The organism is Tahibacter harae (assembly GCF_024437735.1).
GTDB classification, from domain to species: domain Bacteria; phylum Pseudomonadota; class Gammaproteobacteria; order Xanthomonadales; family Rhodanobacteraceae; genus Tahibacter; species Tahibacter harae.
Map to the genome: position 1 here is coordinate 58,523 of NZ_JANFQO010000014.1, position 11,614 is coordinate 70,136.

Genomic DNA, 11,614 nt, shown 5'->3' on the forward strand with positions numbered 1-11,614 from the left:
CTCCCCACGCCTGCCGGATTCCCCCTCATTGGCCCGCAAATCACTGTGTTGCGCTCTATGCTAAACCAAGGACGTGAACATTTGTCTCGTTTGTGAGAAGTTTCTCCAAACGCCACGGCCGTTTAGCTTCGTGAAACCGCTCCATCCGGCTATGCGCTAGGCAAAGCCGGCCCTCGCCGCTAGGCTCTCGGGATTTCGCCCGCCCGGAATCCTCGCCATGGCCATGCAATACCCCGAATTCATCTGGCAGAACGGTCGTATCAAGCCCTGGGCCGAAGCGACCACCCACGTCATGTCGCACGCCCTGCACTACGGCTCGTCGGTGTTTGAAGGCATACGCTGCTACGACACGCCTTCCGGGCCGCAGATCTTCCGCCTCACCGACCACAACAGGCGCCTGTTCCAGTCGGCCAAGATCTACGACATGGCCATGCCGTACACCCTGGCCGAGATCAACGCCGCCTGCCGCGAAGTGATCAGGGCCAACAAACTGCGCAAAGCGTACTTGCGCCCCCTCGCCTATCGCGGCCTGGGCGGATTCGGCCTTTCGGCGGAAACCCCGACCGACGTGACCGTGGCGAGCTGGGAAATGGGCCCTTACCTGGGACCGGATGTGCTGGAACGCGGCATCGACGCCTGCGTATCGAGCTGGCAGCGCTTCGCACCCAACACCATCCCGGCCGGCGCCAAGGCCGGCGGCAACTATCTGTCGGGCCAGCTGATCGCGCGCGAGGCGCGCCGCCTGGGCTTCGGCGAAGGCATTGCGCTGGCGTCCACGGGACTGCTCAGCGAAGGCGCCGGCGAGAACCTGTTCCTGGTGTTCGACGGCGCGCTGCATACCACGCCGGTGGCCAGCGCCATCCTCAATGGCATCACCCGCCATTCGGTGATTACGCTGGCGCGCGACAACGGCATCGCCGTGGTCGAGCGCGACCTGCCGCGCGAATACCTGTACCTGTGCGACGAGCTGTTTATGGTCGGCACGGCGGCGGAAATCACGCCGATCCGCTCGGTCGACGGCAAGCCGGTGGGCGACGGCAAGCCCGGCGCCCTGACCGGCCGCATCCAGGAACTGTTCTTCGGCCTGTTCCAGGGCAAGACGCCCGACAAGTACGGCTGGCTGGAGCCGCTGGACGCCTGAAAAACGCCGCCGGCGGCACGCTGCAAGGTACGCCGCCGGCGCGGAAACGAGGAGGCTGTGCGCTGCCGCACCAGGGACGCCGCATCTGTCTGCCGGCGCGGCCTGCGCAAGTGAGGCAGGCACGGCCCGGCGCGGTTGACGAGGCGCGTGCCGGACCCGGCGCAGCGCGCAAGCGCGAAGCGATGTGAGCGGGACAGCGCCGCCGCAGCGCGGGAAGATCGTTTGCCCCGCCTCAGCGGCGCAGACGGAAATCCAGCGTCGCCGCCGCCCCGCCCTGGGGACGCGGGCGCAGCGACACTTTCCAGTCATACAGTTCGCACAGGCGCCGCACGATGGCCAGACCCAGGCCGGCGCCTTTGCCGGAGGCACCTTCGCCGCGGTAGCCGCGCTGGAACAGGCGCTCGGCATCTTCCAGCTTGATGCCGGGACCGGAATCCTCGACCACGACTTTTCCGTCGCCGATGCGCACGCGCACCTCGCCGGCAGGCGTGTACTTGAACGCATTGCCGACCAGGTTGGTCAGCGCCACGGCGACGACCGAGGACGGCGCGACCACTTCCAGCGGCTCTTCCACGTCCAGCACCACCTCGACCGGCTTGTTCGCCAGGTGGGTGCGGTTGACCTCGATCACCTGCTCGGCCACGCGCGCCACGTCGGTGGTCTCGCCATCGCTGGGCGCCTCGCGCTGGCGCCGCGACAGCAGCAGCAGGGCTTCGGTGAGTTCGGTGGACTGGCGCGAGGCGCGCTCGATGCGCTTGAGCCGGTCGCGCACCTTGTCGGTGAGATTGGGCGCGGCCGAGAGCAGCTCGACCGTAGTGGAGATCACCGCCAGCGGCGTGCGCAGTTCGTGGCTGACGTCGGCGTTGAATTCGCGGTCGCGCTCGACCATTTCGGTCAGGCGGCGGCGGTAGTCGTCCAATGCCGCGGCCAGTTCGCCGACTTCGTCGTTGGCATAGTGCGAGGCCAGGTCTTCCGCCGGCGCGCCGTTCTTGAACGCGCGCAGGCGTCCGGCCAGGTCGGCCACCGGCCGCATCACTCGCCGCGCCGACCAGAAGCCGAGCACGAAGGCCAGCAGCGAGAACACGATGACCGCACCGAGCAGGGCGGCGATGAGCTGGCGCTCGCCCAGTTCCTCCTTGGCCACGTCATAGCGGTAGAAGGCCCACAGATCGGATTCCTTGCGCACGGCCAGCTTGTACGGCCGCTCGCGGCCGTGCTCGTCGGGCTCGCGTATGTCGTAGACGCCGGTGCCGTATTTCTGCCAGGCAAAGGGCACGTTGGCGAACTTGCGTTCGCTGACGATCAGCGCAGTCACCGGCGAGAACGGGAACTGGGCGCCCTCCTCCGGGTGCTGGCGCTTGAAGTCGAGGAACTTGTTCACGCCATCCTGCAGCGATGCGTTGATCAGCTGGTCTTCCAGCTTGCCGCGCAGGCCGATCACGGCCAGGGCGAACAGCGCGGTCAACGCCATGCCGAACAGGCCGAAGGAAATGACGATGCGACTGCGTAACCGGCGCCGATAGCGCATGCCCTGACGGACCACCAAGCCGGATCAGCTGCCGGCCGCGTCCGGATCGGCCATGCGATAGCCGATGCCGTGGCGGGTCTGGATCAGCGGCTTGTCGAAAGGCTTGTCCAGGGCGGCGCGCAGGCCGTGGATATGTACGCGCAGGGAATCGCTGTCGGGCAGTTCCTCGCCCCAGACGCGGTGTTCCAGGTCCTGGCGCGTGACCACGGACGGGCTCGCCTCCATCAGGAACTGCAGCAGCTTGAGGCCGATGGGATTGAGCGGGATCTGCTTGCCGGCGCGGGTGACGGTCAGGGTATCCAGGTTGAAACTGAGATCGGCGACCTGCAGCACGCGGCTCTGCGGACCCTTGCCGCGGCGCGCCAGCACCAGCAGGCGGGCTTCCAGCTCCTGCAGGGCGAAGGGCTTGGTCATGTAGTCGTCGGCGCCGGAGTCGAAGCCGGACAGCTTGTGATCCAGCGCGTCGCGCGCGGTCAGCATCAGCACCGGGGTCTGCTTGCGCGCCTCCTGGCGCAGCTTGCGGCAGACTTCCAGCCCGTCCATGCCGGGCAGGGTGAGATCCAGCACGATGGCGTCAAACTCGTTGACCACGGCCAGGTGCAGGCCGGTGACGCCGTCGCCGGCGAAGTCCACCACGTGGCCCTTGTCCTCAAGGTAATCACCGACGTTGGCGGCGATATCCCGGTTGTCTTCGATCACAAGTACGCGCATAGGCCTAGCTTAACGAACTCCGTTTCCGAAAGGGATGCGCCGGGAGGGGCAGGCAGGAGAGGTCGGGGGCCGGAGAGGGCGAGGGAAGGCCATAAAAGATTGGCCCAAGGAGGTGTCATTGGGGGAACACACCTCACTTGGGCCAAATAGCTACTGCCCCGATTACCGTAGTCTGCTAGTCACGACCTGACCAGGAGTGTTCGCAGGATTACAGTGGCAGTGATGGTAGGAAGGTCAGGCTTAAATCGCTGTTAAGTGGCCTTGAGGCTGATGTTAAATGGCGAAGACAGCGGCGTATCCGGTTCAGTCCAGCGCCGCGGCTTCCAGCTCGACCTGGGCGACATCGCCCGGGCGGCGGCAGATACGGGTGCCAGTGACCATGCGGCATTCGTTCGGATCCACCCCGTCCTCGGCGAAGCCAGCCTTGCTGCCGGCGCCCTGCAGGGCGAACACGAACAGGCGCGAATAGCGGCGCGAGCCGGCCTCGAAGCTGCCCGGCACGAAGCGCCACTTCTTCAGCGCGGTGACGGCGGCGGTGTCGAACAGGGATTCCGGCGCGTGCTGCTCGACGCGCACGTCGGTCACGCGGCCGTCCTCATCCAGGCTGTAGGACAGGCGCACCGTACCCTCGACGCCGCGCAGCAGGGCGCGCTCGGGATAGGCCGGCTGCACGGCGTGGGCGGCGATGGGATCGCGCAGGGTGATCTTCTCGGCGACCGGCGCGGTTGCGGCCGGCGCAGGCTCGGCCGCGGCGGTTTCGGCGGCGGCCGGCGCGGGTGCTGCGACGGCGGCCTCGACCGGGACCGGCGCGGCGGCTTCCGGCGCCAGCTTCAGCGCCGGCACCTGCGGTGCGGCGGCACTGGCCAGCGGCACGGCTTCGACCGGCGCAGCTGCGACAGGCGCCGGCGCCGGTTCGGCCAGCTGCGGCAGCCGCGGCAGGCGCAGGGTGCGGCCGGCGGTCATGTCGTTCACCGCCAGCGGGCTGACCTGGACCGGCGCGGCTTCGCGCAGCAGCAGTTCACGCAGGGGCTGCGGCGCCAGCAGGGCCAGCATGGTGGAATTTTCCCAGGCCGCGCGCTGGGCGTAGCCGAGCACGATCACGGCCAGGCTCACCGCCAGCAGCGGCAGCAGGCGCAGCGGGGCGCGCAGGTCCAGCCGGGTCGGCGGCACCTTGGCGATGTGCTGCACACGCTCCAGCAGCACGCCGCCGGTGGCCGACAGGGCCAGCGCGCCGGGGCCGTCCAGGCGCAGTTGCTCCAGGTCGGCCAGGGTGGCGACGTAGTCGCGCGGATTGGCCTTGCTCATGCGCAGGACCAGTTCGTCGCAGCAGATCTCGCGCTGGTCGCGCAGATCGCGCGAAATCCAGTGCACCACCGGGTGATAGAACAGCACCGTCTCGGCCACGACCTGGACCAGGTTGACGATATGGTCCCAGCGCCGCAGATGGCCCAGCTCATGCGCCAGGATCAGCTCGATCTGCGCGGCCGGGAAGCCCAGCGCCACGGCGGCGGGCAGCAGGATGACGGGACGGATCCAGCCGACCAGGGTCGGCGTCTCCACCTTGGCCGAATACAGCAGGCCGACCCGGCCCAGGCCGAACTGGGCGCAGAGCGCACGCAGGCGCTGATCCCATTCCGGCAGCGGCGTGCCGCGGCGGATCAGGCGGCTCAGGCCGTGCCAGTGCAGCAGGGCGCGCAGGCTGAGTACCGCGACGCCGGCGCCCCAGCAGGCGACCAGCCAGGGCAGGTAATCCATCCACGGCTGCAGCACGCCCTGCTGCAGCGCGTACACCGGCGCCGCGGAACCCTGCGCCGCCACGGCCAGGCCGGCAGCGGCCGGCGCGGCCGTATCGGCCAGCAGCAGCCAGGCGGTAATCAGCGGTGCGGCGATCAGCGCCGCGAAACAGGTCAGGCCCAGCACATAGCGCGGCTGGCCGCCGGCAAGCACCCGCCGCAGCAGGCCGAACACCGCGCCGACCAGGGCGCCCTGCCAGAGAAAATGCAGCAATACCAGGCCGATAAGCTGCAGCACGGACGCCATTCCCCCGAAGGCGGCGTCCATTACTTCGACTCCCGATCCAGCCGGTTCAGCAGCTGGCGGATTTCCTTGAGTTCCTCACGCGAGGCGCTTTGGCTGCCCAGGGCGTGCAGGACCAGCTGCGAGGCCGAACCGTCGAACACGCGGTCGACGATGTCGGAAAGAAAACGTTTCTGGGTGCGTTCCTTGCTGACCACCGCCCGGAACACGTGGGCGCGCTGGGAGTCGTCGCGCTCGACCAGGCCCTTGGCGTGCATGACCTGCATGAGCTTGAGCGCCGTGGTGTAGCCGCCGCCGTCGTTGGCGTAGAGGGCTTCGTGGACGTCGCGGACGGTGCCGCTGCCGCGTTCCCACAGGACGCCGAGGATGGCCAGTTCGGCCTCGGTCGGCTTGGGCAGTTCAGATGCGCGTCGGATAGTCACGGCAGCCCCGCTCAACGAATGACTTCGTACAGCATGCCCCAGGAACCGCGCCCGGGCAAGAGAGGCTGCCGGGGCGGCCGGGCGGGCCGGCCGCGCCGCGGGAGCCGCTGGTTACTTGCGCTGCAGGTTGTCGCCGTCGCGCTTGTTGCGGAAGATCTGGTCGGAGGTCGCCTTGCGGTTGCGCTCGCGCTCGGCGTAGGTGATGCACACCTTGACCTTGCGGTTGGAGCCGGTCGGCGCGGTGCTTTCGCAGATCAGGCGGCGGCCGTCTTTCTTGGTCAGGATCGCGTTGACGTCTTCCTGTGCCACATACATCTTCAGGCGGTCGTCCTCGGAAAGCTCCTCGACCGTGTTGACCTTGGCCATGAGGCCGGCGATTTCATCCAGGCGGGCTTCGACCTGGCCGCGCTCCTGCGCGTTGACGAACTCCCAGCGGCCGCCGGTCTTCATCTGCTGCCGGATCGCGGCGGACTGGTCTTCGAACTTTTCCTTGTTCGTCGCCTGCAGGGCGGGATCCAGTTTCTTCTCCGCCGCGCAGACATTGAACGACAGGAACAGGCTGAACGCTACAACAGCGAACTTGGCTATACGTTTCACGTTTGACACTCCGTCTCGACCGTCAGATTGAACTGCGCCCCCTGCACACCGTCGCGCGTAACGGAAGACAGCGGCGGACCGATGCTAGGCAAGGTTGCAAATCCTGTCAACGATGACTTTCGTACGACGACATTCATTTACACCCTTTGACACAGTCGCGGCACGAGTCCGGGACCTCTGGCACATGCACGGGCGTTGCACCCATGCCGCTCAGCCAACCCGTTTCCTGTGCTTGTGCGCCGCAGCGCAGACGTACTCGACGACGGCGCCGGCCACGTCGACACCCGTGGCGGCTTCGATACCTTCCAGGCCGGGCGACGAGTTCACTTCCAGCACCAGCGGACCGCGGCGCGAACGCAGCAGGTCGACGCCGGCGATCTGCAGCTGCATGGTGCGCGCGGCGAGCAGCGCGACTTCCTGTTCGCGCGCGGACAGCTCCACTTGGCTCGCCGTGCCGCCGCGATGCAGGTTGGAGCGGAACTCGCCGGCGCGCGCCTGGCGCCGCATCGCCGCGACCACCTTGCCGCCGACGACGAAACAGCGGATGTCCGCGCCTTTGGCTTCGCGGATGAATTCCTGCACCAGGAAATTCGCGTACAGGCCGCGGAAGGCCTCGATCACGCTCTGCGAGGACGAACGCTTTTCCGCCAGCAGCACGCCCTGCCCCTGCGAACCTTCGTTGAGCTTGATCACATGCGGCGGCTCGCCCAGCAGGGCGAGCAGGTCGGCGGTGTCGTCCGGGTTGTCGCCGAACACCGTGTCGGGCATGCCGACTTCCTGGCGCGCCAGCAGCTGCAGGCAGCGCAGCTTGTCGCGCGCGCGCAGCACGGCGTCGGAAGTATTGGGCGTGTACACGCCCATCATCTCGAACTGGCGCAGCACGGCGGTGCCGTAGAAGGTGATCGAGGCGCCGATGCGCGGGATCACCGCGGCATAGTCGGCCAGCTGCTTGCCCTTGTAGTGGATGCTGAACTCACCCGGCGCAATACGCATGTAGCAGCGCAGCGGATCCAGCACGCGCACGCGGTGTCCGCGCTCGCGCCCGGCCTCGACCAGGCGCCGGGTCGAGTACAGCTTTGAATTTCTCGACAGAATTGCAATATTCATGCACTGACTTCCGAGCGCCGACACGCTCGCACCCGGGGCGTCGGAACCATGCTGCTGGAACGGTGAGGGAGAGCGCCGGCGCGGCGCCGTGCCGGCGAACATAACCGCAACCGGCGGTTGCCGCATAGGCCGGCCGCGGCCGCGCGGCGGACCCGGCGCGGTCATTGTTGGAGGTGCATGTGACAAATGAAGGCGCGCCGCGGGATCGCACGGCGGCACAATGGCCGGCCGGCGAACGCCGCGGAGCGCCCCGCAGGACGGCTGCGGCCCGCCGCCGCGCAGTCGCGGATTGCGGGCGGCATCCGCCGTCGTCGCAAGTCTTCATAGGCCCGCTGCCGCACGGCGCGGATTGCTGTTGCGCCGCAAAAATCCCGGACGCCGCCCGCACCATCCGGCCGGCAGCCGATGTCCGCCGCTTCGCGCAGACCGCTACAGTTCAAACGCCTCGACCTGGCGCCCGTCGATGTCGGTAAAGCCGTATTCCCGCGCCAGGTCCGCTACGCGCAGCACGTCGCCGCTGCGGGCCAGCACCTGCGGATCCGCCGCCAGCGCCGCCACAGCGCGGCCCAGGTAGCGCGGCGACTCGGTCCTGGCCAGGGCCGGCCGCTCGCGCCAGTGCGCCTCGTCGGTCTTGTGGCCCAGCAGCACGAACTCGGTGCGCATCCAGCCCGGCGACAACGCAATCGAGGCCACGCCGTGCGGACGCAGCTCCTGCGCCATGCCGAAGGCGAGCCGGGTCATGCTGGCCTTGGCCAGGTCGTAGAGCAGGTTGCCGCGCAGGTAGCGGCCGCGGTCCCAGAACGTCGTGGTCAGGATCAGGCCGCGGCCCGCCTGCACCAGTTGCGGCGCGGCGCAGCGGCTGGCCAGCCAGTGATTGCGCACGCCGTGCTCGAACATGGCTTCCCACTGGTGCGCCGGGTGCTCCCAGAACGGCGCCTCGAACACGCCGTCGAAGGCTTCGTGGCCGCCCCAGGCATTGTTAACCAGTACGTCCAGCCTGCCCTGCTCGCGCTGCACGCGGGCGAACAGCGCGCGGACTTCGTCCTCGCGGGTGTGGTCGCAGCGCACGGCCACGCCCCGGCCGCCGAGGCGGCCGACTTCCTCGGCGGTGTCTTCGATGCTGCCGGGCAGTTGCTCCAGGCCGGACAGCGCCAGGATCTGCGCATAGCCCGGCGCCGGCTGCGCGCGCATGCTGCGGCCGGTGACATAGACCGTGGCGCCGGCCGCGCCGAGTTCGGCGGCGATGCCGCGCCCGGCGCCACGGCTGGCGCCGGTGACCACGGCGACCTTGCCGCGCAGATCGGGTGTGCTGGTTTTCGTTGGCATGGGGCGGATTCCTCGTCGTCGGTGGTCTGGCGCCAGCCGCCGCAGCGGCGGCTGCCGGCGACAAGGCTAGGCCGGCCTCAGACCGGCGTATTGGAAGAACCCGAAACGGCCCGGCCCAGGTATTCGGTCGGCGTCACGCCGCAGAGGCCGCGGAACTCGTTGACCAGATGCGACTGATCGTAAAAGCCGCTGCGCAGGGCCAGATCGGCCCAGTCCGGCGCGCGCGCGCCGCGCACCAGGCGCAGGCAGGCGTGCAGGCGCGCCAGCCGGCTCCAGCTGCGCGGCGACAATCCGACATGGGCCTGGAACAACTGCTGCAGCCGGCGCTCGCCCACGCCGACGGCGGCGGCGATCTCGCGCAGCGGCCGGCGGCCGCCGGCGGCGCTGATGAAACGCGCCGCGGCCATGCAAGCCTGCGCCGGGCCTTCCGCGGCCCGGTGCAGGCGATGGCGCAGTTCGGCCCGTATCAGTTCCACCCGCGCCGCATCGTCCGCGGTCTCGCCCAGGCGCTGTTGCAATTCGGCGCCGCGCCGGCCCCACAGCTGCGGCAGCGTCACGGCCGTGCCGGCAATTTCGCCGGCCGGCAGGCCGAGCAGTGCGGCCGCGGCGCCGGCGCGCAGGGTCACCGAGATGCCTTCCATGCGCCCGCGCAACTGCACCAGGGCCGCCGTGCTGCTTGCGCCCACGACCGCAGCAGGCTGGCCAGCCGCATCGCCCAGCGCCGGCGGATCGCCGAAATTGAACACCAGCCGCACCGCGCCGTCGGGCAGCACACGCTCAATGACCTGCTGCCGCGGCGCGAAGGTTTCGCGATAGAGCAGGATGCCGGCGACGCAGCCGCGCAATTCCTCGCCGGCATCAAAGCCGCGCAGCGTGCCGGACGGGGCCGTGGTTTCCGGACCCGCCAGCGGGTCGTCGTCCAGACGCAGGAACAGCCGCTCGCTCATGCCCGGATGATACGCCGCGCTTCCGGCGCTACGCTGCGGCATCGCCGCAATCAGCCGCCCTGCCATGACGATGCCCGTCCCGCCCGCCAGCCCGCCCGAACATTGGGAAAACGTCTACCGCAGCAAGCCGCGCGATACGGTCAGCTGGTTCCGGCCACATCTGGAATGTTCGCTGGACTGGATACAGGCCGCGTTGCCCGACCGCCGCGCCCGCCTCATCGATGTCGGCGGCGGCGCGTCCACACTGCCGGACGACCTGCTCGCGCAGGGCTATGAAAACCTCACCGTGCTGGATCTGTCCGAAGCAGCCCTGGCTGTCTCGCGCCAGCGCCTGGGCGCCGCCGCGGCACGGGTGAGCTGGCGCCAGGGTGACATAGGCGAGGTGATGCTGGAGCCGCACAGCATCGACCTCTGGCACGACCGCGCCGTTTTCCACTTTTTCACAGATGACACCGGACGCCAGGCCTACCTGCGCCAGCTCGCCCGCGCACTGAAACCCGGCGGCCATCTCATCCTCGCCACCTTCGCGCCGGACGGCCCCGCGCGCTGCAGCGGCCTGCCGGTGCAGCGCTACGACGCCCCCGCGCTGCAACAGCTATTGGGAGCGGACTACCTGCTGCAACGCCACACGGTCGAAGCGCACGAAACGCCGGGCGGATCGGTGCAACCGTTCACCTACTGCCTTTTCCAGCGTGCCGGCTGAAACCGCCGGCACGGCGCACCGGAGCGGATCGCCCCGATGCGCCTGTCGCATCGGCCCGCGCCCCCTCAGAGACCGCCCAGCCCCAGCCCGAAATTGAACTTGAACAGGATCAGCAGGCCGAAAAGCGCAAACAGCGCCGCGGCGACGAAACGCATCCTGGCCAGCGGAAACCGCTGCGCCAGCTTTTCGCCGATCAGCACCGCGGGCACGTTGGCCGCCATCATGCCCAGCGTGGTGCCCATGGTCACCAGCACCACGCTCGAATACTTCGCGCCCAGGGCCACCGTGGCGAGCTGGGTCTTGTCGCCCATCTCGGCGATGAAGAACAGCACCAGGGTAGTGAGGAAGGCGCCGTGGCGCGTGGTGTCCTGGCTGTCGCCGTCCAGGGTATCGGGAATCAGTGCCCACACGGCGAAGGCGAGGAAGGCCAGGCCCAGGATCCAGCGCAGCACATCCGGGCTCAGCGCGGTGGCGACCCAGCCGCCGACGGCGGCCGCGAACAGATGATTGAAGATGGTTGCCGCAAAGATGCCGGCGATGATGGGCCAGTGCTGGCCGCGGAAACGGGTGGCGAGGACGAACGACAGCAGCTGGGTCTTGTCGCCCATCTCGGCGATCGCGACCATGCCAAACGAAGCAATCAGAGATTCCATGAACAATCCCGGGGCCGGCGAACGGATACCAATGACCCTGCCATCCATGCCGGCCCCGGCTATGGACTACAGAGTCAAAGGTCTCGCCTAGCGGATGCTGCCGACGCCATGGTCTTGCGACCAAGTCTGTTGACGTCGGCTCCTCCTGTGCGGAGGCGGCTACTCCCCAGTGACGGCGCGAGGGTAAGGACGCGACTGCCCGATTGCAAGCCTGATCTTGGTCGCGGGGCGCCGGATTTCCGCCCGGCGCGTACGCGACACCGTCCCTATGGCCCGCTATCTGTCGCAGTTCCACGGAACCGCCCGGCCTCGACGGCCTTTTTGCGGGCAGCGCGGGGCAATCCGCTGATCTTTGTCGCGTCACCAGCGCCAAGGCCGCCGCAGGCGCTAGACTGCACTCGTCGCATCTGGGGGAAAATCCATGTTGCCGCATCTTCGCCGC

At 68.6% G+C, this 11,614-nt stretch carries 11 protein-coding genes and 1 riboswitch; of the genes, 2 read left to right on the forward strand and 9 right to left on the reverse strand.

The genetic code is table 11. The features are described from left to right. The first annotated feature begins 217 nt into the window (after positions 1–217). Positions 218–1,141, forward strand: coding sequence for a branched-chain amino acid transaminase (locus tag NM961_RS15240; RefSeq protein WP_255915266.1), 924 nt, complete (start codon positions 218–220; stop codon positions 1,139–1,141). A 232-nt stretch (positions 1,142–1,373) separates the two neighbouring features. Here the strand turns inward: NM961_RS15240 and NM961_RS15245 are convergent, their stop codons facing one another. From NM961_RS15245 to NM961_RS15280, 8 genes are all read right to left on the reverse strand, one after another. Beyond that, positions 1,374–2,684: a sensor histidine kinase gene (locus tag NM961_RS15245; RefSeq protein WP_343231922.1), complete on the reverse strand. Its 1,311-nt coding sequence runs from the start codon at positions 2,682–2,684 to the stop codon at positions 1,374–1,376. A 9-nt stretch (positions 2,685–2,693) separates the two neighbouring features. Further along, positions 2,694–3,380 carry a response regulator transcription factor gene (locus NM961_RS15250; RefSeq protein ID WP_255915267.1) on the reverse strand — a complete coding sequence of 229 codons (687 nt, stop codon included), beginning with the start codon at positions 3,378–3,380 and terminating at the stop codon, positions 2,694–2,696. A gap of 303 nt (positions 3,381–3,683) precedes the next feature. Further along, positions 3,684–5,411, reverse strand: coding sequence for a TonB family protein (locus tag NM961_RS15255; protein WP_255915268.1), 1,728 nt, complete (start codon positions 5,409–5,411; stop codon positions 3,684–3,686). Between the two features lie 29 nt (positions 5,412–5,440). Beyond that, positions 5,441–5,839 (reverse strand): BlaI/MecI/CopY family transcriptional regulator, encoded by a 399-nt coding sequence (locus tag NM961_RS15260; RefSeq protein WP_255915269.1) that lies wholly within the window; start codon positions 5,837–5,839, stop codon positions 5,441–5,443. A 111-nt stretch (positions 5,840–5,950) separates the two neighbouring features. Beyond that, entirely contained in the window at positions 5,951–6,436 is a 486-nt protein-coding gene (locus NM961_RS15265) for a hypothetical protein (protein ID WP_255915270.1), read from the reverse strand. 210 nt (positions 6,437–6,646) lie between these two features. Next, complete coding sequence (gene rimK / locus NM961_RS15270) at positions 6,647–7,543, reverse strand: 30S ribosomal protein S6--L-glutamate ligase (RefSeq protein ID WP_255915271.1); 897 nt, start codon at positions 7,541–7,543, stop codon at positions 6,647–6,649. A gap of 429 nt (positions 7,544–7,972) precedes the next feature. After that, positions 7,973–8,869, reverse strand: coding sequence for an SDR family NAD(P)-dependent oxidoreductase (locus NM961_RS15275; RefSeq protein WP_255915272.1), 897 nt, complete (start codon positions 8,867–8,869; stop codon positions 7,973–7,975). 77 nt (positions 8,870–8,946) lie between these two features. Next, positions 8,947–9,816 carry a helix-turn-helix domain-containing protein gene (locus tag NM961_RS15280; RefSeq protein WP_255915273.1) on the reverse strand — a complete coding sequence of 290 codons (870 nt, stop codon included), beginning with the start codon at positions 9,814–9,816 and terminating at the stop codon, positions 8,947–8,949. A 64-nt stretch (positions 9,817–9,880) separates the two neighbouring features. On the opposite strand from NM961_RS15280, the gene NM961_RS15285 reads away from it, so the two are divergent. Next, positions 9,881–10,519, forward strand: coding sequence for a class I SAM-dependent methyltransferase (locus tag NM961_RS15285; RefSeq protein ID WP_255915274.1), 639 nt, complete (start codon positions 9,881–9,883; stop codon positions 10,517–10,519). A 65-nt stretch (positions 10,520–10,584) separates the two neighbouring features. On the opposite strand, the gene NM961_RS15290 is transcribed toward NM961_RS15285, so the two are convergent. After that, complete coding sequence (locus NM961_RS15290; RefSeq protein WP_255915275.1) at positions 10,585–11,172, reverse strand: TMEM165/GDT1 family protein; 588 nt, start codon at positions 11,170–11,172, stop codon at positions 10,585–10,587. Next, positions 11,173–11,352, reverse strand: a riboswitch (yybP-ykoY riboswitch). Positions 11,353–11,614: the final 262 nt, after the last annotated feature.

What these genes read in the sequence shown, in the direction of transcription:
- NM961_RS15240 (WP_255915266.1), top strand. Translation starts at nt 218, where the DNA reads ATGGCCATGCAATACCCCGAATTCATCTGGCAGAACGGTCGTATCAAG.
- NM961_RS15250 (WP_255915267.1), bottom strand. Translation starts at nt 3,380, where the DNA reads ATGCGCGTACTTGTGATCGAAGACAACCGGGATATCGCCGCCAACGTC.
- rimK (WP_255915271.1), bottom strand. Translation starts at nt 7,543, where the DNA reads ATGAATATTGCAATTCTGTCGAGAAATTCAAAGCTGTACTCGACCCGG.
- NM961_RS15275 (WP_255915272.1), bottom strand. Translation starts at nt 8,869, where the DNA reads ATGCCAACGAAAACCAGCACACCCGATCTGCGCGGCAAGGTCGCCGTG.
- NM961_RS15280 (WP_255915273.1), bottom strand. Translation starts at nt 9,816, where the DNA reads ATGAGCGAGCGGCTGTTCCTGCGTCTGGACGACGACCCGCTGGCGGGT.
- NM961_RS15285 (WP_255915274.1), top strand. Translation starts at nt 9,881, where the DNA reads ATGACGATGCCCGTCCCGCCCGCCAGCCCGCCCGAACATTGGGAAAAC.
- NM961_RS15290 (WP_255915275.1), bottom strand. Translation starts at nt 11,172, where the DNA reads ATGGAATCTCTGATTGCTTCGTTTGGCATGGTCGCGATCGCCGAGATG.